Annotated in this window: 25 protein-coding genes; 14 read left to right on the top strand and 11 right to left on the bottom strand. The window is 66.3% G+C overall.

Translation table 11 applies throughout. The features are described from left to right. Positions 1-31: 31 nt before the first annotated feature. The 4 genes from ACFC0O_RS27105 to ACFC0O_RS27090 form a co-directional block, all read right to left on the bottom strand. Positions 32-640, bottom strand: coding sequence for a TetR/AcrR family transcriptional regulator (locus ACFC0O_RS27105; RefSeq protein WP_375962493.1), 609 nt, complete (start codon positions 638-640; stop codon positions 32-34). Positions 641-684: 44 nt separating this feature from the next. Beyond that, positions 685-1,374 (bottom strand): hypothetical protein, encoded by a 690-nt coding sequence (locus ACFC0O_RS27100; RefSeq protein WP_375962491.1) that lies wholly within the window; start codon positions 1,372-1,374, stop codon positions 685-687. A gap of 305 nt (positions 1,375-1,679) precedes the next feature. Further along, on the bottom strand, positions 1,680-2,474 hold the full coding sequence (locus ACFC0O_RS27095; RefSeq protein ID WP_375962489.1) for an SDR family oxidoreductase: 795 nt from the start codon (positions 2,472-2,474) through the stop codon (positions 1,680-1,682). Further along, positions 2,471-3,691 (bottom strand): acyl-CoA dehydrogenase family protein, encoded by a 1,221-nt coding sequence (locus ACFC0O_RS27090; protein ID WP_364638028.1) that lies wholly within the window; start codon positions 3,689-3,691, stop codon positions 2,471-2,473. Before ACFC0O_RS27090 ends, ACFC0O_RS27095 begins: the two co-directional genes overlap by 4 nt. A gap of 70 nt (positions 3,692-3,761) precedes the next feature. Here ACFC0O_RS27090 and ACFC0O_RS27085 point away from each other — a divergent pair, with 70 nt between their 5' ends. From ACFC0O_RS27085 to ACFC0O_RS27055, 7 genes are all read left to right on the top strand, one after another. After that, on the top strand, positions 3,762-5,309 hold the full coding sequence (locus ACFC0O_RS27085; RefSeq protein ID WP_375962486.1) for a FadD3 family acyl-CoA ligase: 1,548 nt from the start codon (positions 3,762-3,764) through the stop codon (positions 5,307-5,309). Further along, positions 5,306-6,217, top strand: a complete 912-nt coding sequence (locus tag ACFC0O_RS27080) for an enoyl-CoA hydratase (RefSeq protein WP_364637796.1) — start codon at positions 5,306-5,308, stop codon at positions 6,215-6,217. Before ACFC0O_RS27085 ends, ACFC0O_RS27080 begins: the two co-directional genes overlap by 4 nt. Then, complete coding sequence (locus ACFC0O_RS27075) at positions 6,218-7,348, top strand: acyl-CoA dehydrogenase family protein (protein WP_375962482.1); 1,131 nt, start codon at positions 6,218-6,220, stop codon at positions 7,346-7,348. A gap of 16 nt (positions 7,349-7,364) precedes the next feature. Then, positions 7,365-8,432 (top strand): acyl-CoA dehydrogenase family protein, encoded by a 1,068-nt coding sequence (locus ACFC0O_RS27070; RefSeq protein WP_375962479.1) that lies wholly within the window; start codon positions 7,365-7,367, stop codon positions 8,430-8,432. Positions 8,433-8,472: 40 nt separating this feature from the next. Next, positions 8,473-9,516, top strand: a complete 1,044-nt coding sequence (locus ACFC0O_RS27065) for an acyl-CoA dehydrogenase family protein (RefSeq protein WP_375962476.1) — start codon at positions 8,473-8,475, stop codon at positions 9,514-9,516. 177 nt (positions 9,517-9,693) lie between these two features. Then, a complete protein-coding gene (locus tag ACFC0O_RS27060; protein ID WP_375963873.1) occupies positions 9,694-10,941 on the top strand; it encodes an MFS transporter in 1,248 nt (415 codons plus the stop codon). A gap of 186 nt (positions 10,942-11,127) precedes the next feature. After that, positions 11,128-11,451, top strand: coding sequence for a heavy metal-binding domain-containing protein (locus tag ACFC0O_RS27055; RefSeq protein WP_375963870.1), 324 nt, complete (start codon positions 11,128-11,130; stop codon positions 11,449-11,451). Positions 11,452-11,466: 15 nt separating this feature from the next. Here ACFC0O_RS27055 and ACFC0O_RS27050 read toward each other — a convergent pair whose 3' ends face one another. Further along, on the bottom strand, positions 11,467-12,864 hold the full coding sequence (locus ACFC0O_RS27050) for an amino acid permease (RefSeq protein ID WP_375962474.1): 1,398 nt from the start codon (positions 12,862-12,864) through the stop codon (positions 11,467-11,469). Between the two features lie 85 nt (positions 12,865-12,949). On the opposite strand from ACFC0O_RS27050, the gene ACFC0O_RS27045 reads away from it, so the two are divergent. Then, positions 12,950-13,702 carry a DUF427 domain-containing protein gene (locus ACFC0O_RS27045; protein ID WP_375962472.1) on the top strand — a complete coding sequence of 251 codons (753 nt, stop codon included), beginning with the start codon at positions 12,950-12,952 and terminating at the stop codon, positions 13,700-13,702. 20 nt (positions 13,703-13,722) lie between these two features. Beyond that, positions 13,723-14,133: a cupin domain-containing protein gene (locus ACFC0O_RS27040; RefSeq protein ID WP_364637776.1), complete on the top strand. Its 411-nt coding sequence runs from the start codon at positions 13,723-13,725 to the stop codon at positions 14,131-14,133. Here ACFC0O_RS27040 and ACFC0O_RS27035 read toward each other — a convergent pair. Further along, positions 14,130-14,459, bottom strand: a complete 330-nt coding sequence (locus ACFC0O_RS27035; RefSeq protein WP_364637774.1) for a hypothetical protein — start codon at positions 14,457-14,459, stop codon at positions 14,130-14,132. The two genes, ACFC0O_RS27040 and ACFC0O_RS27035, sit on opposite strands and share 4 nt — an antisense overlap. Continuing rightward, complete coding sequence (locus ACFC0O_RS27030) at positions 14,459-15,670, bottom strand: Rieske 2Fe-2S domain-containing protein (RefSeq protein ID WP_375962468.1); 1,212 nt, start codon at positions 15,668-15,670, stop codon at positions 14,459-14,461. Before ACFC0O_RS27030 ends, ACFC0O_RS27035 begins: the two co-directional genes overlap by 1 nt. A 214-nt stretch (positions 15,671-15,884) precedes the next feature. On the opposite strand from ACFC0O_RS27030, the gene hsaA reads away from it, so the two are divergent. From hsaA to hsaB, 4 genes are read left to right on the top strand one after another with little or no spacing between them, the layout of a single operon-like run. After that, positions 15,885-17,054, top strand: a complete 1,170-nt coding sequence (hsaA, locus tag ACFC0O_RS27025) for a 3-hydroxy-9,10-secoandrosta-1,3,5(10)-triene-9,17-dione monooxygenase oxygenase subunit (protein ID WP_364637770.1) — start codon at positions 15,885-15,887, stop codon at positions 17,052-17,054. 3 nt (positions 17,055-17,057) lie between these two features. Next, the gene (gene hsaD, locus ACFC0O_RS27020) at positions 17,058-17,936 is read left to right on the top strand and encodes a 4,5:9,10-diseco-3-hydroxy-5,9,17-trioxoandrosta-1(10),2-diene-4-oate hydrolase (protein ID WP_364637768.1); all 879 of its coding nucleotides are present in this window, start codon (positions 17,058-17,060) and stop codon (positions 17,934-17,936) included. A gap of 2 nt (positions 17,937-17,938) precedes the next feature. Then, complete coding sequence (gene hsaC / locus ACFC0O_RS27015; RefSeq protein ID WP_375962464.1) at positions 17,939-18,838, top strand: iron-dependent extradiol dioxygenase HsaC; 900 nt, start codon at positions 17,939-17,941, stop codon at positions 18,836-18,838. Between the two features lie 14 nt (positions 18,839-18,852). Then, complete coding sequence (hsaB, locus tag ACFC0O_RS27010; protein ID WP_364637764.1) at positions 18,853-19,431, top strand: 3-hydroxy-9,10-secoandrosta-1,3,5(10)-triene-9,17-dione monooxygenase reductase subunit; 579 nt, start codon at positions 18,853-18,855, stop codon at positions 19,429-19,431. 89 nt (positions 19,432-19,520) lie between these two features. On the opposite strand, the gene ACFC0O_RS27005 is transcribed toward hsaB, so the two are convergent. The 4 genes from ACFC0O_RS27005 to ACFC0O_RS26990 form a co-directional block, all read right to left on the bottom strand. Then, positions 19,521-20,453 carry an AraC family transcriptional regulator gene (locus ACFC0O_RS27005; RefSeq protein ID WP_375962461.1) on the bottom strand — a complete coding sequence of 311 codons (933 nt, stop codon included), beginning with the start codon at positions 20,451-20,453 and terminating at the stop codon, positions 19,521-19,523. 80 nt (positions 20,454-20,533) lie between these two features. Next, positions 20,534-21,460: an NADP-dependent oxidoreductase gene (locus ACFC0O_RS27000; protein ID WP_375962459.1), complete on the bottom strand. Its 927-nt coding sequence runs from the start codon at positions 21,458-21,460 to the stop codon at positions 20,534-20,536. Positions 21,461-21,581: 121 nt separating this feature from the next. After that, positions 21,582-21,974 (bottom strand): hypothetical protein, encoded by a 393-nt coding sequence (locus ACFC0O_RS26995; RefSeq protein ID WP_375962456.1) that lies wholly within the window; start codon positions 21,972-21,974, stop codon positions 21,582-21,584. A gap of 359 nt (positions 21,975-22,333) precedes the next feature. Next, complete coding sequence (locus tag ACFC0O_RS26990; RefSeq protein ID WP_375962453.1) at positions 22,334-22,573, bottom strand: glutaredoxin family protein; 240 nt, start codon at positions 22,571-22,573, stop codon at positions 22,334-22,336. 83 nt (positions 22,574-22,656) lie between these two features. Here ACFC0O_RS26990 and ACFC0O_RS26985 point away from each other — a divergent pair, with 83 nt between their 5' ends. After that, positions 22,657-22,866, top strand: a complete 210-nt coding sequence (locus ACFC0O_RS26985) for a DUF433 domain-containing protein (RefSeq protein ID WP_364637754.1) — start codon at positions 22,657-22,659, stop codon at positions 22,864-22,866. Positions 22,867-22,873: the final 7 nt, after the last annotated feature.

Below are 22,873 nucleotides of genomic sequence, written 5' to 3'. Positions count from 1 at the left end.
TGTGGCTCGGAGAGAGCCTGTGGCGGTGGGACTAGCGCGCGTCGGGGCTGGTGAGCCCGTCGAGCACGATGGTCAGGTATTGCTTGGCGAGGTTGTCGACGGTGATCCGGCCGCCGGGCTGGTACCAGCGCACCGAGACCCATACGGTGTCGCGCAGGAACCGGTAGGCCAGTTCGATATCCATTTCCGGGCGGAAACTGCCGTCGGCCACGCCATTGGTGAGCACCTGGTACCAGAGTTCGCGGAACTCGCGGTTGTACTCGTCGATATATTCGAATCGTGGTGTGCCGCTGAGCCGTTTGGCCTCGGCCTGGTAAATGGCGACGGCGGCGTGCCACTGGTCGAACGATTCGTAGGACGCGATCACCAGGGCTTCGAGGGTGTCGCGGGCGCTCAGTCCGGAGCCGACGATCTCGCGGTAGCGGCCGAAGAGGTCGTCGAGGAACCCGCGCAGAATTTCGTCCACCATCGCTTCTTTGGAATCGAAGTGGTGGTAGAGACTCCCGGATAGAATCCCCGCGGCGTCGGCGATATCGCGAACCGTGGTGGCGCGCAGACCTCGTTCGGCGAACAGGCTGGCGGCCAGGCCGAGCAGCTCGCTACGACGTGCCGACTTCGAAGGCTCCTGGGGTGGGGTCACGAACCCCAATATACAACCAAGCATTTGCTTGGTCGAGTCCGGGTTTATCTGACGGAGTACCGAAGCGGTGATGACACCGACAAATCTGCCAGCAGTCGGTCGCAGATGATTATCGGGGAGATTCCGGCGCGGGCCATGCGGGCTACGAGGGCCAATCTTCGTTCGGGGCTGTCCCATTCGACGGTGAGGGGTTCGAGGCCGGGGCCGGCGTCGACGGTGGCCATGACGCGGGCCGGGGTGTCGTCGTGGGCGGGTTCCTCGGTGATTTTCAGGACCATGCCGCGTTGCCAGGCGCGGTAGGTCTCCATATCTGCGCCTTCGACGAGTTTGTCGGTGGCGGCGCACAGGCCCTTGGCTATGCCGTCGGCGAAGGTGGTGCGGTCGTAATGCACGCGGCCGCAGGTGCGCACCACCTCGAGCAGGTCCGAGCGCACCTCGCGGAGGAGCTCGGTCTGTTTTCGGCGGTGCTGTTCGGCCTCGGACAGCGGGTGCCAGGATTCGCGGGCCAATCCGATGCGACGGGCTCGCTCCCGATCGCGGATCAGGTCCCGGCGCAGGGCGGCTCGCGGATCCCGCAGGATCTCGCCCTCGTCGACGGCATGCTGTTCGAGTATCTGCGCCGCGCGCATGGCGGTGGCGCGTTCGGAATCGTGGTCGAGTAATTCCGCGCCCAGGGTGAGCGCGGCCATAACGACATTGTCGAGTCGGCGGCGCGCGAGAACCACCTCGCGCACCAACTCGAGTTCCTCGGGATTGGGTTCTTCTGTGGCTTGTTGTTGTCGGCGATCCGGACCCATGGGTCGCGCCCTTCGACTATGCGGAACCGGCCTAAACCAGGATTGCACAACGGGCCGATCCGCGCCCCAGCCATTTTGCGCCGCCGATAATTCAGGCAGCGTTCAGACCCCGAAAAACGCACCGGCACGCCCATATCTGGCGTGCCGGTGAAAAATACCGCAACCGGGTGACACGGCTTTCCACATCACCGCGGATATCCGAATTGGTTGCGTTCAACCGAAATCGGAAGCACCGCGCCTAATCAGGCACGCTGACTGGAAATGGAAACCACTTCACCCGTCAGGTAGGTGGTGTAATCGCTGGCCAGCATGGCGATGGTGGCGGCCACCTCCCACGGCTCGGCGGCCCGGCCGAAGGCCTCACCCGCGGCCAGGCGATCCAGCAGATCACCCGAGGTGACCTTGTCCAGGAACGCGTGCCGGGCGATGCTCGGCGCGACGGCATTGATGCGCACCCCGTATTCGGCGGCCTCGACGGCCGAGCAGCGGGTCAGCGCCATCACGCCCGCCTTGGCGGCGGCATAGTGCGCCTGCCCGTGCTGCGCGCGCCAGCCGAGCACACTGGCGTTATTGACGATGACGCCGCCGTGGCCCGCCTCGCGGAAGTACTTGAGCGCGGCCCGAGTAGCGCGGAACGTGCCGTTCAGCGTGATGTCGATGACCTTGTCCCACTGCTCGTCGGTCATATCGACGACGGGGGTCTCACCGCCGAGCCCGGCGTTGTTGACCATCACGTCGATCCGCCCGAACGCGGCGACCGCACCGGTGATGAGCTGATCGACCTGTTCGGTCGAGCTGACATCGCAGGGCACGGAAGCGACTCTGCGGTCCGGGAATTCGGCCTGGAGCGCTTCCTCGGTCTCCTTCAGGCGACGCTCGTGCCAGTCGGAGACCACGACATCCGCGCCCTCGGACAGCAGGCGGCGCGCGGTGGCCGAGCCGATGCCGGTTCCGGCGGCGGCGGTCACGACCGCGACCTTTCCGGCCAGCAGGTTATGGCCGGGGGTGATTTCAGGGGCGACGGACAGGTCGGTCACGGACGAGCCTCTCGGGGAAGTCCGAGCACACGCTCGGAGATGATGTTGCGCTGCACCTCGTTCGAACCGCCGTAAATGGTGTCCGCGCGAGTGAAGAGGAAGAGCCGCTGCCAGGCATTGAGGTCATCGCCCTCGGCATCGGCGATCAGGCCGGGCGCACCGAGTACGTCCATGGCGAGCTCGCCGAGATCGCGATGCCAGTTGGCCCACAGCAGTTTGGTCACCGAGGCCGATCCGGCGGCGGTGCGGGCGTCGACGGTCGCACCGTCGTGACCGGACTCCAGGGTGCGCAGCACGTGTGCGCGCAGCACCCGCAGTCCGACCCACGCCTTGTCGAAACGGTCTGCGATGACGGCGTTTTCGAGTGCGCCGTTCTTCCGGGCGACGGCCTCGAGGTCGGCGAGTTCGCGGGCGTACCGGATCTGCTGGCCGACGGTGGAGATGCCGCGCTCGAAGGTCAGCGTGCCCATGGCGACCTTCCAGCCGTCGCCGGGCGCGCCGACCACCAGATCGGCGGCGGTGCGGGCATTGTCGAAGTAGACCTCGTTGAATTCCGCGGTCCCGGTGAGCTGGATGATCGGCCGCACCTCGACGCCCGGCTGTTTCATGGGCACCAGGAGGTAGGACAGGCCGTGATGGCGGGTCGAACCCTTCTCGGTGCGCGCGACCACGAAGCACCAGTCGGACAGATGCGCCAGCGAGGTCCACACCTTCTGTCCGGTGATGGACCATTCGTCGCCGTCCAGGTACGCCGAGGTGCTCACCGCGGCGAGATCGGAGCCCGCGCCGGGTTCGGAGTAGCCCTGGCACCAGAGTTCGGTGACATTGCGGATACCGGGCAGGAAGCGGCGCTTCTGCTCCTCGGTGCCGAAGGCCAGCACGGTCGGGCCGAGCAGTTCCTCGCCCAGGTGCGAGACGCGGCTGGGTGCGTCGGCCTTGGCGTATTCCTCGTGGAAGATGACCTGCTGCGCGAGGGTGGCGTCGCGGCCGCCCCATTCCTTGGGCCAGCCCAGGCAGGTCAGTCCGGCGGCGGCGAGGGCGCGGTCCCATTCGAGACGCTCCTCGAAAGCCTCGTGCTCGCGCCCGGGACCACCCAGACCGCGCAGTTCGCGGAACTGTCCGTTCAGGTTCTCGGCCAGCCATTCCCGCACTTCGGTGCGGAATGCGGCGTCCTCGTGAGAGGTGTTCCCACTGGCCGGTTCGGGGGTCTGGATCATGCTCACCTCCGTAGAGTAACCTACCAAGCACTTGCTTTGTTAGACCCATTCCCGGACGCTCGGAGACGCCGTGACATCCCCACCGCAGACCACTCCGCTCGCGCTGCACGCCGCCGCGAACGCACACGGTTCCGCACCCGCCGTGTCCGACGGTGCCGTGCGATTGAGCTGGGCACAACTGCTCGACTCGGTCCGTGAGACCGCCCGCGTGCTGATCGCGCGCGGTGTGCAACGCGGCGACAAGATCGGCATCTGGGCTCCGAACACGCACCACTGGGTGACCGCGGTACTGGCCACCCACTATGTCGGCGCGGTGATCGTGCCGTTGAACACGCGGTACGTGGCCGATGAGGCCGCCGATGTGCTCGGCCGGGTGGAGGCCAAGGCGCTGTTCATCGCCGGCACCTTCCTGGGCCGCGACCGCCTCGCCGAACTGCGCGCGGACGCACCGGAATTGGTCATCGACACCGTCATCGTCATTCCCGCTGAGCGGGAAGAGATCGTCGAGAACGCCATCGCGTGGTCCGAACTGCCGAAGCTGGCCGAGGCGGTCAGCCTCGAGGATGCCATCGCGCGCGCGGAATCGATTCGGGCGGAAGATCTTTCGGACATCCTGTTCACCTCCGGCACCACCGGGCGCAGCAAGGGCGTGCTGATCTCGCACGGTAAGGCGCTCACCAGCGCCCGCGCCTGGGCCGACTGCGCCACCCTGAGCAGCGATGACCGCTATCTGGTGGTGCCGCCGTTCTTCCACAGCTTCGGTTACAAGGCGGGCATTCTCGCCGCGCTGGTCACCGGCGCGCACATCATTCCGCAGGCCACCTTCGATGTGCCCGAGACCATGCGACTGATCCACGATGAGCGGATCAGCGTGCTGACCGGGCCGCCGACGATCTTCCAGACCATTCTCGAACATCCGGCGCGCGCCGAGGCGGATCTGTCCACGCTGCGGGTCGCGGTCACCGGCGCGGCCACCGTGCCGGTCGTGCTGATCGAGAGAATGCGCAGCGAGCTGAAATTCGATGTGGTGCTGACCGCGTACGGGCAGACCGAATCCGGCGGGTTCGGGCTCATGTGCCGTCCCGAGGATTCGGCCGAGACCATCGCCAATACCTGCGGCCGCGCCATCGACGGTTTCGAGGTGAACCTGGCCGACAATGGTGAACTGCTGCTGCGCAGTTCGCAGATCATGGTCGGCTACCTCGATGACGCGCAGGCCACCGCCGACACCATCGATCGGGACGGCTGGCTGCACACCGGCGATGTCGCGGTGATCGACGAGCGCGGCTATGTGAAGATCACCGACCGGCTCAAGGACATGTACATCTCCGGCGGCTTCAATGTGTATCCCGCCGAGGTGGAGCAGGCCATGGCGCGGTTGAACGGGGTCGCCGAGACCGCGGTCATCGGTGTGCCGGACGAGCGCATGGGCGAGGTCGGCAAGGTGTTCGTGGTGCGCAAGCCCGGCGCCGAACTGACCGCCGAAGACGTACTGGCGCATGCCAAGACGCTGCTCGCAAATTTCAAGGTTCCGCGGTTCGTCGAGTTCCGCGATCAGCTGCCCTACAGCGCCGCGGGCAAGGTCCTCAAGCGGCAACTACGTGAGGAGAAGGCGTGAGCGCCCACGACAGTGTTGATCCGGGGCCCATTCCCGATGAGGGCGAGGTCGTCCTCTACGAGAAGCGGGGGCCGGTCGCGGTCGTCACGCTGAATCGGCCGGACTACCGCAACGCGCAGAACTCGGTCATGACCTACGCGCTCGATGCCGCCTTCGTGCGCGCGGTCGAGGACGCCGAGGTCAAGGTGATCGTATTGGCCGGGGCCGGAAAGCATTTCAGCGCCGGGCACGATATCGGGACGCCGGGGCGCGATCACCACATCAAGTACGAGAACCAGGCCGCGCTGTGGTGGGACCACACCGATCGGCCCGGCGGCGATCAGCGGTTCGCGCGCGAGTCCGAGGTCTACCTGGGCATGTGCCGGCGCTGGCGGGAGATCCCCAAGCCGACCATCGCCATGGTGCAGGGCGCGTGCATCGCGGGCGCGCTCATGCTGGCCTGGTCGTGCGACATGATCGTCGCCTCGGAGGACGCGTTCTTCTCCGATCCGGTTGTGCGCATGGGCATTCCGGGTGTCGAGTACTTCGCGCACCCGTGGGTGCTGGGACCGCGCCGCGCCAAGGAGATCCTGTTCACCGGTGACCGCTTCACCGCCGCACAGGCTTACGAGTGGGGCATGGTGAATCGCGTTGTCGCACGCGAGGATCTGGAGACCGAGACCTTCGCGCTGGCCGAGAAGATCTCGGCCATGCCGCAATTCGGCCTGGCGCTGACCAAGAAGGCCGTCAACCAGTGCGAGGACCTGATGGGTATGCGCGCGGGCATGGATTCGGTGTTCGGGCTGCACCACTTCGCGCACGCGCACAATGCCGAGGTCGGCGCGGACTCGCTGGGCGGGATGAACGCCAAGTCCATGAAGGCCACCGCCACAACCACAGATGCCGCAGGAAAGAACGGGGCGAAGTAAGTGGATCTCGAATTCGACGCCAAGACAGAGGAATTCCGCGCCGAGGTGCGCGAGTTCCTGGCCGCCAACGTGCCCGCGACGCCACTGCCGTCGATGGACACCAAGGAAGGCTTCGAGGCGCACCGGGCGTGGGAGGCCAAGCTGGCCGAGGCCCGGCTGTCCTGTGTCGCCTGGCCCGCCGAATACGGCGGCCGGGACGCGTCACTGACCGAATGGGTGGTCTTCGAGGAGGAGTACTACGCCTCCGGAGCGCCCGGCCGGGTATCGCAGAACGGCATCTTCCTGCTCGCGCCGACGCTGTTCGAGCACGGTTCACCGGAGCAGCTGGCCCGGATTCTGCCGAGAATGGCTCGCGCGGATGACATCTGGGCGCAGGCCTGGTCGGAGCCGGAGGCCGGTAGCGATCTCGCCGGTATCCGCTCCAGCGCCAAGCGCACCGAGGGCGGCTGGATTCTCAACGGCCAGAAGACCTGGAGTTCGAGGGCCTCGTTCGCGGACTGGGGTTTCGGGCTGTTCCGCTCCGATCCGGAAGCGCAGCGGCATAAGGGACTCACCTATCTGATGTTCCCGCTGACCGCCGAAGGCATTACGGTGCGGCCGATTCCGCAGCTGGACGGCGAGCCCGGGTTCGCGGAGATCTTCCTCGACAATGTGTTCGTGCCGGACGCCGATGTCATCGGCGAGGCCAATAACGGCTGGAAGGTCGCCATGGCGACCTCCAGCAATGAGCGCGGGCTCTCGCTGCGCTCCCCCGGCCGGTTCAATGCCACCGCCGATAAGCTGATCGACCTGTGGCGCACCGTCGCCGACGAATCCGATACCGCGCTGCGCGATCAGGTCGTCGACGCCTGGGTCGGTGCGGAGGCGTACCGCCTGAACACCTGGGCCACCGTCACCCGGCTCGCCGATGGCGGTCAGCTGGGCGCGGAATCCTCGGTGAACAAGGTCTTCTGGTCCGACCTCGATATCGCCATGCACGAGACCGCACTGGATCTGCACGGTGCCGCGGCCGAACAGGAATCGGCCTGGACCGACGGTTTCCTGTTCTCGCTGGCGGGTCCGATCTACGCCGGTACCAATGAGATCCAGCGCAATATCATCGCCGAACGCCTGCTCGGGCTGCCGCGCTAGTCACCCGGAGGACGACATGCGATTCGCACTTACCGCTGAACAAATCGATTTCGCCGCCAGCCTGCGCAAAATGGGCGAGGCGGCCAAGACGCCCGGCGTCGTACGCGCCTGGGGCGCGGGCGATTCCGCGTCCGGCCGGGCGCTGCTGAGCCAGCTCGCCGAGGCCGGTGCGCTGGGCCTGACCATCACCGAGGACAACGGCGGCTTCGGCGCGGGCCCGGTCGAGTTGATCGTGGCCTTCACCGAAATCGGCCGGGCCGCCGTGCCGGGACCGCTGGTGGAGACCGCCGCCGCGATTCCCGCACTGCTGCAGGCACTTCCGGATGCGGCCGCGGCGGCGGAATGGCTGCCGCAGTTCGCCGAGGGCGCGAAGCTGGGCACCATCGCCATCGGTCCCGACGGGGGTGGCGCGGCCGCCGCGACGGCCGGAGCCAGCGCGCTCGCCGCCTCCGGGACGCCGGTCGCACTGGACGCCGATATCGCCGACCTGGTGTTGCTCGCCGCGGGCGATCGGGTTTCCCTCGCCACCGCCGGTGCGCAGGCCAAGTCCGTCGACGCGGCCCGCCGCCTGTTCCCGGTGACCGCCGAGTCGGTGCTCGCCGAGGGCGAAGGCGTCGGCGCCGCAATCGATCTGGCTTTCGATTCCGCCGCCCTGGCCGCCGCCGCGCAGCTGCTCGGCGCGGGCCGCGCCCTGCTCGACACCAGCGTCGACTACGTCAAGCAGCGCCAGCAGTTCGGCAAGCCGATCGGCCAGTACCAGGCCATCAAGCATCACCTGGCCAATGTCTCGATCGCCCTGGAGATGGCGCAGCCGCTGCTGTACCGCGCCGCTCTCACCTTCGAGGCCGGAGCGGACGCCACCACTCGCGCCCGCGATATCTCCGCGGCCAAACTGGCCTGCGGTGAGGCGGCGTACCAGGCGGCCCGCATCGGCCTGCAGGTGCACGGCGCGATCGGCTACACCGCCGAATTCGATTTGTCGCTGTGGCTGACCAAGGTCACCGCGCTCCGTTCCGCCTGGGGCACACCGGCTTTCCACCGCGCCCGCATCGCCGCCGCCCTGCGCGCGGGTGCGGCGGCGTGAACCACCTTCAGCTACGGCACGACACGATGGGAGCCGACGCATGAGCATTACGGCTGAGCAGCAGGAACTCGCCGGGACCGTGCGCGCGGTGCTGGCCAAGCACGGCGACAGCGCGGCCATGCGGCGCGGGCTGGAGGCCGAGCGCGGCTATGACGAACAACTGTGGAAGCTGCTGTGCGAGCAGGTGGGCGTCGCGGCGCTCGCCATTCCGGAGGAGTTCGGCGGCGTCGGCGTCGGCCTGGTCGAATCCCTGCTGGTGGTAGAGGAATTGGGCCGCACGCTGGCCGCGCCGCCCATGCTCGGCTCGGCCGTGCTCGGCGTGCAGGCACTGCTGCTCGCGGGTGACGCCGAAGCCAATGAGCGGCTGCTGCCCGAGGTCGCCGAGGGTGTGCGCACCCTGGCGCTGTGCTGGGCCGGTCCGTCCGGCTGGGATTCCTTCGGCGTCCGCGCCGAGGGCGAAACCGTCTCCGGCACCGCCCATTACGTCCTGGACGGTGCGTACGCGGACACCCTGCTGGTGCTCACCGCCGATGGCCTCTACGAGGTCGACGGCGCGGCCGCGGGTGTGACCCGTACGGTCGTGCCCACCATGGATCCGACTCGTCGCCTGACCACCATCGAGTTCGCTTCGGCCCCGGCGCGTGCGCTGGGCACGGTCGATCTGTCGCGTCTGCGCGAAATCGCTTGGGCCGCAGTCACCGCCGAGCAGCTCGGCGCTGCCGAGCGCTGCCTGGACATGACGGTCGAGTACAGCAAGTCCCGCGTGCAGTTCGGCCGTCCGATCGGCAGCTTCCAGGCTCTCAAGCACCGCATGGCGGATATGTACGTGCTGGTGGAGTCCACCCGCTCGGTCGCCTACCTGGCCATCGCCGGACTGGCGAACGGCACCGCCGAAGCCGTCGATGTGGCCTCGGCCCGCATTCACGCCACCACCACGCTCAATTCGGTGGTCTCGGAGACCGTGCAGCTGCACGGCGGCATCGCCATCACGTGGGAGCACGACGCGCACCTGTTCTTCAAGCGCGCGCACGGTGACGCCCAGCTGTTCGGTACGCCCGCCCGTCCGCTGGCCCGTCCGGCGTAGGCGGAGAACCCCTCGGCTCAGGCCGGGATCGGCGCAAAAGCGCTGGTCCCGGCCTTGTGCGTTATTTCACTCGAAGATATCCTTAGCCTTGTTAACTATTTAGTTAGCTTGTGCAACAATCTAGGGAGCAGCTGCGAAACAACCGCACTCCTAGATGAGGAACTGGCCTTGAGCACAATGTCGGTTACGCGGCCCGCCATCGACGGACCTGCCAGCACCGGAGAAACCAAACAACCCAAATCCGTATGGGCCGTGGCCTTCGCCTCGGTCATCGCCTTCATGGGGATCGGCTTGGTCGATCCCATTCTCAAGCCGATCGGCGAACAACTGCACGCCTCACCGTCCCAGGTGACGCTGCTGTTCACCAGCTACATGCTGGTCACGGGTTTGGCCATGCTGATCACCGGTGTCATCTCCAGCCGCTTCGGCGCGAAGAAGACCCTGCTCGCGGGTCTGGCCATCATTGTCGTATTCGCCGCTCTCGCAGGCGGTTCCGGCACCGTGAGCCAGATCGTGGGCTTCCGCGCGGGCTGGGGGCTCGGCAATGCGCTGTTCATCGCGACCGCGCTCGCCACCATTGTCGGCGCTGCCAGCGGGGGCACCGCCCGCGCCATCATCCTGTACGAGGCGGCGCTCGGCATCGGCATCGCGACCGGACCGCTGGTCGGCGGCTTCCTCGGCCACTTCAGTTGGCGCGCACCGTTCTTCGGCGTCTCGGTGTTGATGGCCATCGCCTTCATCGCCCTGGTGGTGCTGCTGCCCGAGGCTCCGAAACCCGCCAAGCCGACCTCCATCACGGCACCCTTCAAGGCCCTCGCCTACCCCGGCCTGCTGCTGGTCAGCGTCACCGCGCTGCTCTACAACTACGGCTTCTTCACCCTGCTGGCCTACACCCCGTTCCCGCTGAACATGGGCACCTATTCCATCGGCTTCATCTTCTTCGGCTGGGGTCTGCTGCTCGCGTTCTCCTCGGTCTTCCTGGCTCCGAAACTGCAGCGCGCCTTCGGAACCGTGCGCATGATGGCGCTATCGTTGGCGCTGTTCGCGGTGGATCTGGGCGTCATGGCCGCGTTCGCCGACCATAAGCCAGTCCTGGTGATCGGCACCGTGATCTCGGGTCTGTTCCTCGGGGTGAACAACACCCTGATCACCGAGGCCGTCATGGAATCGGCCCCCGTGGAGCGCGCCACCGCCTCGGCCGCCTACAGCTTCGTCCGCTTCGCGGGCGGTGCGGCCGCCCCCTACCTGGCGGGCAAGCTCGGCGAACACCATATGGCGCTGCCGTTCTGGGTCGGCGCGGCCTGCACCGCCGCCGCCGTGGTCGTCCTGGTCTCCGGCCGGAGTCTGCTGGCGCACATGGACACTCGCGCACCCGGTGCGCACACCCCGGCCGAGGCCCAGGCCATCACCCTCGGCGAGGACTGAGCGCGCATCCGCGCGACACGAATCCTTCACCTTCGCGCACTCCCGGCATACCCGCTGACGTCGTACGATCCGCGCATGAATCAGCCCATGCCGCCGCAGCAGTTCCCGCACCCGCAACAGGGTCAGCCGTACCAGCAGGCACCGCAGCAACAGCAGCCGCCGCAGCAGCCCGCACCGCAGTTCCCGATCCTCGTGTCGACGATGAACGACGTTCCCGGGAGCAAAGTGGTGCGGGTCTTCGGCGAGGTGGCGGGGCTCACGGTGCGCAGTCGCGGCCTCGGCGCGAACTTCAGCGCCGGATTTCGCGCCCTCGGCGGCGGTGAGATCCACGAATACACGCAACTGCTCTATCAGTCCCGCCACGAAGCGGTCATGCGAATGTGCCAGCACGCCATGTATTTCGGCGCGAACGCCGTGATCGCCATGCGCTTCGACTGCAATGAGATCGCCAACACCATGAGCGAAGTCGCCGCCTACGGCACGGCCGTCCTGCTGGAGCCCATCGAGTAGACAGGCCCCGAATGCTCAGTGCCGCAGCACTTCCACCTCGTGAACGGGCGGCTTCTTACCGAAGCGTTTGCGCAGCGGATAGAGGGCGGCCACGACCAGGAGACTGATTGTGGAGGCCAGCAATTGGTTTCGCTGATCGGGGTTGGCCGCCATGGCCACGAAGACCGCCAGGATGGCGATGATGACGGCCCAGGAGATGTACGGGTAGCCCCACATGCGATAGGTGAGCGCGGAGGGGTCCTCGCGGCGGAGGCGAGCGCGTAAACGCAACTGGGAGAGCATGATCGCCACGTAGACGAAGGCCAGGACGACACCGATGGAGTTCACCAGGAAGGTGAAGACCTGGTCGGGCGAGACGTAGGAGGCGATGACCGCGCCCCATGCCGCGACCGTGCCGAGCAGCACCGCGCGGGCCGGGACACCGCGCCTGTTCACGGTGACCAGGGCGGCGGGGGCGTCACCGTCACGGGTGAGGACGTAGAGCATGCGGGAGGAGACGTAGATGGCCGAATTCAGCACGGAGAGAACGGCTGTCAGGATGACGACCTGCATGATGGTGCCCGCGGCGGGGATGCCCATACGGTCCAGGGCGCTGACGAACGGGCTCTGCAGTACGTGGGCGTCATTCCACGGCAGGATGGTCACCACCAGGAAGATCGAGGCCACGTAAAAGAGGCCGACCCGCCACAGCACATTATTGGTGGCCCGGGCCACGGCCTGGCCGGGCTCCTTCGATTCCGCGGCCGCGACCGTCACGATCTCGGTGCCGCCGAAGGCGAACATGACGATCACGATGGCGGAGAAGATGCCGGTGATGCCGTTGGGCGCGAAACCGCCGAATGCGGTGAGGTTGCCGAAACCGCTCTCGGCATCCGGCCACAGGCCGAAGACCCAGGCCACGCCGATCACCAGGAACAGCACGATGGCCACGACTTTGATCGAGGCGAACCAGAATTCGAACTCGCCGAATGATTTCACCGACACCAGATTGACCGCGGTCATCAGGGTGAGCAGTGCGGCCGAGAGCACCCACTGCGGCAGATCGATCCAATTCGACAGGATGGCCGCGCCCGCGACGGCTTCCGCGCCGACCAGGATGACGTAGAGGTACCAGTACAGCCAGCCGATGGTGAATCCGGCGAACGGACCCATCGACATGCGCGCGTATTCGGCGAGTGAGCCCGCGACCGGGCGGGCGACGACCATTTCGCCGAGCGCCCGCATGACGCAGAGCACCAGCAGTCCGGCGGCGGCGTAGGAGAGGATGGCGGCGGGCCCGGCGGTGCCGATGACCGAACCGCTGCCGACGAAAAGACCCGCGCCGATCGCGCCGCCGATGGCGAGCATGGTCATATGGCGGCGCCGCAGCCCGGTCCGCAGTCCCTGCTGCTCGGTGCTGAGCGTTTCCGACATCTGGCCGCCTTCAGGTTGTTGCTCGGTTGTTGCCCGAACACCATAGCGGGCCTGCTCCTTCCACTTCGGAGTACCTTCGGGAGGTATGTCCGAAACGAAGACGGATCAGGTGCGCGTGCTGCCGTGCGCCAAACGAGTACGCGTCTATCTGGGCGGTCAACTGGCCGTCGACACCATCAAGTCGAGGCTGGTGTGGGAGCACGCCTACTTCCCCACCTACTACTTCCCGGCCGATGAGCTGCGGGTCGAACTCGAGCCGACCGGCGATACCCGCACCGCGAATCACCTCGGCACCCCCGTCGGCTTCGATGTCATCGCCGACGGCCATACCGCCCCGGGTGCCGCGGTCCGCTACCTCGACTCCCCCACCCCCGAACTACAGGATCTGGTCCGTCTCGAGCCCAAGGCCATGGACGCCTGGTTCGAGGAGGACGAGCCGATCTACGGTCATCCCCGCGACCCCTTCCACCGGGTCGACATCCTCTCCAGTTCCCGGCACATCCGCGTCGAGATCGCCGGGCAGACCGTGGCCGAATCCCGCAACCCGCGCATCCTGTTCGAGACCGGGCTGCCCGCGCGCTACTACCTGCCGCTCACCGATATCCGCCTGGACTTGCTCGAGGACTCCGACACCACGACGCTCTGCCCGTACAAGGGCAACGCCGAATACTGGAGCGTGCAGCTCGGCGAGGACATCTATCGCGATATCGTCTGGATCTACCGCACACCCACCGCGGAGAGTCAGAAGATCGCGGGCTTCGCCAGCTTCTACAACGAGAAGGTCGACATCTGGGTGGACGGCGTGCGCGAGGAACGACCCGACTCACCGTTCAGCTGACGGGACCTACTGTGGATGCCATGAGCATCGAAAGGCCCAAGCTGGCAGCGGAATTGGATATGGCCCCGCACCCCGAGGGCGGCTGGTACCGGGAAACCTGGCGCAGTGCGGTCGAATTCGAGCCCGAAGGCTATGACGGCCCGCGCTCCAGCGCGACGGCCATCTATTTCCTGCTGCTGCCGGGTGAGAAATCCGCGCCGCATACGGTGCGCTCGGATGAGATCTGGTTCTGGCATCGGGGCGGCCCGCTGCTGCTGAACATCGGGGGCGAGGAGATCGTCCTCGGACCCGATGTCGAGCAGGGGCAGCGGCCCCAGGCGGTGATTCCCGGCGGTGTGAGCCAGGCCGCCCGTCCGGCGGGCGACGACTATGTGCTGGTGAGTTGTGTCGTCGCACCGGGTTTCGACTTCGCCGACTTCCGTCTGGACTAGTCGTCTATTTCGAGCAGGCCCTCGGCCACGGCGTGGTCGATGGTCTTCTCGAGGTTCGGGCAGGAATCCGGTTTGCCGAAGGTCGGACCGGCCTCGGCCATCTTGCGGAATACCGGGCAGTGTTCGGCCGGATTGACCGTCCACTGCACGGTTTTCTGGTTGCTGCTGTGCTTGCGCACGAGAACCTCGGTGCCGCAGGACGCACACGCGATCGGTGTCATCCCGGATTCCATGTAGTGCTCTTTGTCCAGCACCGTCTGGGCGCGCACCTGCGCCCGCCGCTCCGGACGGTCCGCGAAATCGGGTGCTTTCGCCCAGGCGGTCATCAGACGCTCGCCTCCTCGGAAGCCGCTGCGGCTTCGGCGGCTTCGCGCTTTTTGCGCATGTTCTCTTCGACCTCGATGCCCCAGGCCTCATTGGCCTTGGTGGTGTCGACCTCGAATTCGAAGCGCTGCTGCGACTTCGGATCGATATCGGCGACGTCCACGTAGAACTGGTCGTACCAGCGGCGCAGCTGGTAGACCGGGCCGTCCTCCTCGGTGAGGAGCGGATTGTCGATCTTGGACTTGTGCTTCCAGATCTCGACGTCCTGCAGGAAGCCCTCGGAGACGCCGTCGGTCATCTTGCGCGCGAAGCCCGCGGCCTGCTCATCGGGGAGGCCCTTGGGCTTCTCCAGCGTGACACCCCACTGCAGCACGAACGAATCCTGCGTGACCGGGTAGTGGCAGTTGATCAGCACCGTCTTGACCTCGAAACCGCTGTAGCTGTTCAGCAGCGGATTGATCATGTACGACGGACCGAAGTAGGACGCCTCGGACTTGAGCAGCGAATCGATCCCGGCCTCCGCGGCGGCACCGATATCCGGACGCCCCTTGGTCTCCAGGAACTGCGTCGCGACGTGACCCTCGAGGACGTTCTTGAAGTACGTCGGGAAGGCGTAGTGGATATAGAAGAAGTGCGCCATATCCACGACGTTGTCGATGATCTCGCGGCAGTTCGCGCCCTCGATGAGCATCGAGTGCCAGGTCCACTCGGTCCAGTCGCCGGACAGCTGCTCGAGAGCGTTGCCGTCCTTGTCCTGGAACGGCCCGTCGATGTACGGAATCGTCACCTCGTCGGTGGGCTTGCTGCCCTCGTGGTCATGCCAGACGAACAGCTGACCATTGCGCTCGAGCGTGGTCCACGAGCGGGTGCGAGCCAGCGGCGGTACGCGCCGGGCATAGGGAATGCCCGTGCACTTGCCGTCGCCGCCCCAGCGCCAATCGTGGAACGGGCAGGCGATGGAATCGCCCTTGACCTCACCCATGGACAGGTCGCCGCCGAGGTGCCGGCAGTAGCCGTCGAGGATCTTCAGATCGCCCTTGCTGTCCATGAAGACGACCAGCTTGGTACCGAAGGCCTGAACCGAGTGCGGCTTGCCGTCGCGGAAGGTGCTGGCGAGTCCCAGGCAATGCCAGCCCCGGGCGTAGCGGGTGGGCATCGCACCCACATCGATCTCGCGAACCTTCCCACGGGGCCCCGGTGGGGTTGTTGACATCGTGATCCTCCTCTGGAAGTACTAGAACACGTTACAAAAATGCGGCGCTTCACGCCAGTTGTTCGTCCAATCAATGGACAAAACGCCTCGTGAGGCGAACGACGCGCGCGCGTGGCATATAGCGGCCACCTGTTCTCGACAGAAATAAGAACGTGTTCTAGTCTCAGAGACAAACGAGAACCGCCCGATTCACCAGGCAGGAGCAACTGGCGCGATGACGCAAGAAGTAGTTGAGCGGGTCGAAGCCCTGCTGCCCACTCTCCGCGAGCGGGCCCAGCAGGCCGAGGATCTCCGGCAGATCCCCGAGGAGTCCATCAAGGACCTGCAGACCGCCGGATTCTTCAAGCTGCTGCAGCCCAAGCAGTGGGGCGGATACGCCGCCGACCCCGTCGTCTTCTACGACACCGTCCGCAAGATCGCCAGCGCCTGCGGCTCCACCGGCTGGGTCGCGGGCATCATCGGCGTGCACAACTGGCACCTGGCGCTGTTCGATCAGCGTGCGCAGGAAGAGGTCTGGGGCGAGAACACCGACGTCCGCATCTCCTCCTCCTATGCGCCCATGGGTGCGGGTGTGGTGACCGAGGACGCCTCGGGCTACACCGTGAACGGTTCCTGGGCTTGGTCTTCCGGCTCCGGCCACGCGGACTGGGTGGTCGTCGGCGGCCCGGTGATCAAGAACGGCAAGCCGGTCGACTTCGGCAGCTTCCTGATCCCGCGCAGTGAATACGACATCAAGGATGTCTGGCACGTGGTCGGCCTGCGCGGCACCGGCTCCAACACCGTCGTGGTGGAGAATGTGTTCGTACCCAAGCACCGGTTCCTCAGCTTCCGCGCCATGGGCGAGCTGAAATCGCCTGGCCTGGAGCAGAATACCGATCCGGTGTACAAGATGCCGTGGGGCACCATCCACCCCACCACCATCTCCACCCCGATCGTCGGCATGGCCTACGGCGCGTACGAGGCGCACGTCGAGCATCAGGGCAAGCGCGTGCGCGCGGCCTACGCCGGTGAGAATGCCAAGGACGATCCGTTCGGCAAGGTGCGCATCGCCGAGGCCGCCAGCGATATCGACGCCGCCTGGCGTCAGCTGTCCGGCAATGTCGCGGACGAATACGCGTATCTGCTTCGCGGCGAAGACGTTCCGTTCGATGTGCGGGCTCGCGCCCGTCGCGATCAGGTGCGCGCCACCGGCCGGGCCGTCGCCTCCATCGACAAGCTGTTCGAGGCCTCGGGCGCCACCGCGCTCGCCAATGGCACTCCGCTGCAGCGCTTCTGGCGCGATGCGCACGCCGGGCGGGTGCACGCGGCCAATGATGCCGAGCGCGCCTACGTCATGTACGGCACGCACGCGTTCGGGCTGCCGATCACCGACACGATGGTGTAGTCCATGACCACTGTTGAGGACATCACCTTCGAGTCCACTTCGAAGTACGCGCAGGTCCGCCCGGATCTGAAGCTGCACTATCACGAGGCGGGCGTCGGCAACGGCCCCACCATCGTGCTGCTGCACGGTGGCGGGCCCGGTGCGTCGTCGTGGTCGAACTTCGCCAAGAACATTCCGGTGCTGGCGCGGGACTTCCATGTGCTGGCCGTCGATCAGCCCGGCTTCGGGCTGTCCGATAAGCCGACCGAGCATCCGCAGTACTTCGTGCACTCGTCCTCGGCGCTGAAGGATCTGCTCGATACCCTCGGCATCACCGAACGCGTGCACCTGCTCGGCAATTCGCTCGGCGGTGGCGCGGCCACCCGATTCGCGCTCGACTATCCCGATCGCGCGGGCAAACTGGTGCTGATGGGTCCGGGTGGGTTGTCCACCAACCTGTTCGCGCCGGACCCCACCGAGGGCGTCAAGCTGCTGTCGAAGTTCAACTACGAGCCGACGCGCGAGAACCTCGAGGCGTTCCTGCGGATCATGGTCTTCGACCAGAAGCTGATCACGCCGGAGCTCATCGACGCCCGCTTCGAATCCGCCAGCAAGCCCGAATCATTGGAAGCCACCCGCGCGATGGGACGTTCCTTCGCCGGAGCCGACTTCGCCAAGGGCATGATCTGGCGCGACGCGTTCAAACTGCGGCAGCCGGTGCTGATGATCTGGGGTCGCGAGGATCGGGTGAACCCGATCGACGGCGCGCTCGTAGCTCTGAAGATGGTGCCGCGCGTGCAATTGCACGTATTCGGCGGCTGCGGGCATTGGGCGCAGCTGGAGAAGTTCGACGAATTCAACCGCCTGGCAACCGACTTCCTGCTCGGCGTCAAGGAGAAGTGAGCATGAGCATTCGAGCACTCGGATACATGCGCATCGGGGCCACCGATATGGCGGCCTGGCGTGAGTACGGGCTCAAGGTGCTCGGCATGATGGAGGGCACCGGACCCGATCCGGACGCCCTCTACCTGCGCATGGATGATTTCCCGGCGCGCCTGGTGATCGTGCCGAGCGACGTTGACCGGCTTCAGGTTTCCGGCTGGGAGGTGACCGACGGCCCCGCGCTGCAGGTCCTCCGGGAGAAGCTCTCCAAGGCCGGCGTGGCGTTCCGCGAGGGCACCAAGGAGGAGGTCGCCGACCGTCGCGTCGAGGCGCTGATCTCGTTCCAGGATCCGTCCGGCAATGTGCTGGAGGCGTTCCACGGCTCGCAGTACCTGGCGCGGCGTTTCATCAGCCCGTACGGGCACAAGTTCGTCACCGCCGAACAGGGTCTCGGGCACGTCGTGCTCACCTGTGACGACGATGCCGCGGCACAGGCGTTCTATCAGGACATCCTGGGCTTCCGGCTGCGCGACTCGATGAAGCTGCATCCGCAGATGCTCGGCCGCCCCGCCGACGGCGATCCGGCCTGGCTGCGGTTCTACGGCTGCAATCCGCGCCATCACGCGCTGGCGTTCCTGCCCATGCCCAACCCGACCGGCATCGTGCACCTGATGGTCGAGGTGGAGAGTTCCGACGATGTCGGCATGTGCCTGGATCGCGCCATGCGCCGCAAGGTGAAGATGTCGGCCAGCCTCGGACGGCATATCAACGATAAAATGCTGTCGTTCTATATGAAGACGCCGGGCGGATTCGATATCGAATTCGGCTGCGAGGGTTTGGAAGTCGAGGACGAGTCCTGGATCGCGCGGGAATCCACCGCGGTGAGCCTGTGGGGTCACGACTTCACCGTCGGATTCAAGTAAGCGAAGAGGCGGCCATGACAACGACGGACGATCAGCCCGAGATCGACGCACGGCAATTCCGGAATGTGCTGGGGCAGTTCTGCACCGGCATCACCGTCATCACCACCTTCGACGGGGAGGGCGCGCCGATCGGGTTCGCCTGCCAGTCGTTCGCCGCACTGTCCCTCGACCCGCCCCTGATCGTGTTCTGCCCCACCAAGGCATCCAAATCGTGGGCGGCCATCGAGGCCAACGGCAAGTTCTGCGTCAATATCCTCGCCGAGGAACAGCAATCGGTGTGCGCGCGCTTCGGCTCGCGCGAACCGGACAAGTTCGCCGGAGTTCCCTGGAACACTTCAGCTTTGGAGCTTCCGGTGCTGGACGACGCCCTGGCCACGATCCAGTGCACTGTGGATCAGGTCGTCGACGGCGGTGATCACTACATCGTGATCGGCCGCGTGCAGGCCCTGTCGGAATCCACCGATTCCGGCAGGCCCCTGCTGTTCTATCGCGGGCAGTACACGGCCATCGAGCCGGATAAGACGGTGCCCGCGCCGTGGCGTGCGGATCTGGAGCATTTCCTCACCACCACCACGCTCGATACCTGGTTGTGAGCTGATCGAGCCGACTGCGCCAGCGCCCCTGTGGAATTCATCCACAGGGGCGCTGTGCATTGTGGACAACTTGTGCACACCTGTGGAATTCAGGCCGCGGTGCGTGCCTGACGGCGGTATTGCCCTGGGGCGACGCCGTATTCGCGCTTGAACGCCTTGCCGAAGGCGAATTCCGAGCTGTAGCCCGCGCGGGCGGCGACCCGATCCATCGGCAGATCGTCCTCGCGGAGCAGGCGCGCGGCGGTGGTGAGCCGCCAGCGGGTCAGATACGCCAGCGGGGGTTCGCCGACCATGGTGTTGAATTTGCGGGCGAACGCGGCGCGGGACAGGCCCGACGCATCGGCCAGCGATTGCACGGTCCAGGCGGCGGCCGGATCGTCGTGCATGGCGGCCAGTGCCGGGGCGACGGCCGGATCACGCAGTGCCGCAGCCCATCCCACCGCTTCCGAGCGCGGTCGCTCCTCCACCCAGGCGCGCAGGATGTACAGCAGCAGCGAATCGATGAGTGCGGGGACGATGCCGTGCGAGCCGATGCGCGGGTTATCCAGCTCGGCGCGCAAAAGCGTGATGGCGGCGGCCAATTCGGGGTGACGGCCGTCCCGGGCGGGTAGATGGATGAACTCGGGCAGCTGCCGCAGCAGTGGATGCGGGCGCTGCCCGTCCAGGTGATAGTTGCCGCAGAGCAGGCTGGTGACCGGACCGTCCCCGCCGATCCGCACCGCGCCGATCGGCGGGCGACCGGAGTACTGGTCGGGACGCGATACCGCGGCCGGGGTATCCGGATGGTCGGCGAGCACATGCCCGGAACCGTCCCGCACGAACACCACATCGCCGGTGCCGAGCGCGATCGGTTCGGTGCTGTGCGCGGTGGGGTAGATCCAGCACGAACCGTGCAGCACCACATGGAATCCCGCGCCCGCGGTCTCCGGCAGGGCAAGCCCCCAGGGGGCGCGGCCCTCGGTGCGCACCGAATTCGGCGCACCGGTTCGCATGGAGGCCAGCGCCTCGCTCAGCACATCCATGCCGTTCTCCTTCGGTTCGGAGCCCGATTCCGCGTCGAGCTCCGGTTTCATTATTCGACGGACGATGGTCCGGGACATCCTCAGTCGACCGTGAGCACGATCTTGCCCACCGTGCGACCTTCGGCGACGATCTCGTGCGCCTTGCCCGCATCCGCCAGCGGCAGGGTTTCGGCGATGGTGGGGCGCAGCTGGCCCGCGTCGACGAGTTCCGCGATCGCCTCCAGCGCGGCGTAATCCGGTTCCACCGAGACACCCGCGAAGCGCCGCCCCGCCGCCTTGACGGTCTCGGCCAGCTCGGCGTTCGGATGTTCGAGAATGCTCACCAGCACCCCGCCCGGCTTCAACACCGTCAGCGATCGCGCGCCGTCGGCGACCGAATCGAACACGATGTCGATGTCCTCGACCGCTTCGGTGAAATCGGTTGTGCGGTAGTCGATTACCTCATCGGCACCGAGCCCGAGTACATAATCGTGCTTCTCTGCGCTGGCCAGCGCGATCACATACGCACCGTGCGCCTTGGCGATCTGCACCGCCAGATGCCCGACACCACCGGCGGCCCGGTGAATCAGCACCCTATCCCCCGCCTTGACACCCGCCCGATCCACCAACCCCTGCCACGCGGTCAGCGCGGCCAACGGCAGCGCGGCCGCCTCAACATGACTGAGCGACTTGGGCTTACGAGCCACCTGCCGCGAAGGCGTGGCCACGTATTCGGCGTATCCGGTCGCGGCACGCGGGAAGAACGGCATCCCGTAGACCTCGTCACCGACCTCGTACCGGGCTCCCGGTCCGGCGGCCTCGACCACCCCGGAGATATCCCAGCCCACCCCGAACGGCGGCTGCCCCAACAACGGGAACGCCCCCGACCGCACCGCCACATCCACCGGATTCACCGCGCTGGCCCGCACCCGAACCAGCACCTCACCCGACAGCAATTCCGGCTTCGCGACCTCGACCACCTTCAGCACCTCGGGCCCACCGAAGCTTTCCTGAATAACCGCCCGCATCGTCTTCTCCTCTACCGCTGGTCTCCGGCCATTCCGGCGAACCGAACGAGGACTACGTTATGCGGACCGAACAAGACGATGAATAGCTGAAAATCTCGACTATTTATCCGCAAGTCTCACCCTAGTCCAGGGAGATCAGCCCCAGCTGTGCCGCCCGCACCCCCACCTGAAAGCGCGTGCCGACCTCCAGCCGCACCATCAGATCCGCGACAACCCGCCGATAGGTCCGCAGCGAAACCCCCAGCTCCCGCGCCGCCACCTCATCCTTGACCCCTTGCGCGAGCGCATCCAGCACGGCCAGCGACCTGTCGTCGAAGCTCGGCTGCCCGATCTCCCTACGCCCCTCCACCCGGGCCGCCGCCTCCCACGTCATGGTCGCGAACTGATGAATCGTCCCGATCAACACCGGATCCCGCACCAGCACCACATACGGATCCACCGCCCCCACCCCGCTCCACAGCACCGCCGCCCGCCGATCGATGATCAGCGCATTGCGAAACCCGGTGCTGGACACCCGAATAACCGGCCCCACCGCCGAATCCGCCAGCAACGGCAACCGATCCCGAGACTCCAAAAAGTCCGGCGAATACAACACCCGAACCCGCTTCCCAGCCCCCGTCAACTGCCGAACAGCACTGTGCCCCAACACATAATGCCGCTCCCCCCGCAACGACCCCGACACCGCCACCACGGCCTCACTCCGCACCCCGCGCAACAACCGCCGCACGTCCCCACCCAAATCCCCACTGGGCCGAACCCGGACAACCCCCGGCACATTCACACTCTGCTGCCGCATCCCCCCATCATCGGCTCCGAAACACCCGTTGGCCAGCATTGGCACTTTCCTGCCAATGGCCGCTACCAGCCGCGACACTAAACCGCGAGAGCCGCCGCGAGGTCGGCGTTGGTGGGTTCTATGAGGACTGTGCCGTTGGGGAAGACCACCACGGGGATGTTCTTGCGGCCGTTGGCGAGGGCGATGGCTTTTTCGCGGGCGGTGTCGTCGTGTTCGACGTCTATCTCGGTGAAGGGGATGTGGTTTTCGCGGAGCCAGGTTTTCGCTCGGCGGCAGTCGCCGCACCAGTCGGCTCCGTAGAGGACGATGTCGGTCATGGGTTGACAGTAGAGGACAAGTCATAGGGTGGGATCACCGCAACCACAGAGTTCGGTTAGGGTGCGACCCTAGAATTCGGGGCATGTCCTATCAGGAGCGGATTACCTTCGATCCGGCCGTCTGCGGTGGCAGGGCGGTGATTCGAGGGATGCGCTATCCCGTGGAGCTGGTGCTCGAGCTGCTCGCGGCGGGGGTGTCGGTCGAGGAGATTCTCGGCGATCACCCGGATCTGGAAGCCGATGACGTGTTCGCGGCGCTCGGATACGCGACGCTGGCGGTAGCCGTTCCTTGACTGCGCG

Source organism: Nocardia sp. NPDC056100, assembly GCF_042266325.1.
GTDB lineage: Bacteria > Actinomycetota > Actinomycetes > Mycobacteriales > Mycobacteriaceae > Nocardia.
This window is presented reverse-complemented; position numbering and strand designations above follow the sequence as displayed.

What these genes read in the sequence shown, in the direction of transcription:
- ACFC0O_RS27090 (WP_364638028.1), bottom strand. Translation starts at nt 3,691, where the DNA reads ATGATCCAGACCCCCGAACCGGCCAGTGGGAACACCTCTCACGAGGAC.
- ACFC0O_RS27070 (WP_375962479.1), top strand. Translation starts at nt 7,365, where the DNA reads ATGCGATTCGCACTTACCGCTGAACAAATCGATTTCGCCGCCAGCCTG.
- ACFC0O_RS27065 (WP_375962476.1), top strand. Translation starts at nt 8,473, where the DNA reads ATGAGCATTACGGCTGAGCAGCAGGAACTCGCCGGGACCGTGCGCGCG.
- ACFC0O_RS27060 (WP_375963873.1), top strand. Translation starts at nt 9,694, where the DNA reads ATGTCGGTTACGCGGCCCGCCATCGACGGACCTGCCAGCACCGGAGAA.
- ACFC0O_RS27050 (WP_375962474.1), bottom strand. Translation starts at nt 12,864, where the DNA reads ATGTCGGAAACGCTCAGCACCGAGCAGCAGGGACTGCGGACCGGGCTG.
- ACFC0O_RS27045 (WP_375962472.1), top strand. Translation starts at nt 12,950, where the DNA reads ATGTCCGAAACGAAGACGGATCAGGTGCGCGTGCTGCCGTGCGCCAAA.
- ACFC0O_RS27040 (WP_364637776.1), top strand. Translation starts at nt 13,723, where the DNA reads ATGAGCATCGAAAGGCCCAAGCTGGCAGCGGAATTGGATATGGCCCCG.
- ACFC0O_RS27035 (WP_364637774.1), bottom strand. Translation starts at nt 14,459, where the DNA reads ATGACCGCCTGGGCGAAAGCACCCGATTTCGCGGACCGTCCGGAGCGG.
- ACFC0O_RS27030 (WP_375962468.1), bottom strand. Translation starts at nt 15,670, where the DNA reads ATGTCAACAACCCCACCGGGGCCCCGTGGGAAGGTTCGCGAGATCGAT.
- hsaA (WP_364637770.1), top strand. Translation starts at nt 15,885, where the DNA reads ATGACGCAAGAAGTAGTTGAGCGGGTCGAAGCCCTGCTGCCCACTCTC.
- hsaD (WP_364637768.1), top strand. Translation starts at nt 17,058, where the DNA reads ATGACCACTGTTGAGGACATCACCTTCGAGTCCACTTCGAAGTACGCG.
- hsaC (WP_375962464.1), top strand. Translation starts at nt 17,939, where the DNA reads ATGAGCATTCGAGCACTCGGATACATGCGCATCGGGGCCACCGATATG.
- hsaB (WP_364637764.1), top strand. Translation starts at nt 18,853, where the DNA reads ATGACAACGACGGACGATCAGCCCGAGATCGACGCACGGCAATTCCGG.
- ACFC0O_RS27005 (WP_375962461.1), bottom strand. Translation starts at nt 20,453, where the DNA reads ATGGATGTGCTGAGCGAGGCGCTGGCCTCCATGCGAACCGGTGCGCCG.
- ACFC0O_RS27000 (WP_375962459.1), bottom strand. Translation starts at nt 21,460, where the DNA reads ATGCGGGCGGTTATTCAGGAAAGCTTCGGTGGGCCCGAGGTGCTGAAG.
- ACFC0O_RS26990 (WP_375962453.1), bottom strand. Translation starts at nt 22,573, where the DNA reads ATGACCGACATCGTCCTCTACGGAGCCGACTGGTGCGGCGACTGCCGC.
- ACFC0O_RS26985 (WP_364637754.1), top strand. Translation starts at nt 22,657, where the DNA reads ATGTCCTATCAGGAGCGGATTACCTTCGATCCGGCCGTCTGCGGTGGC.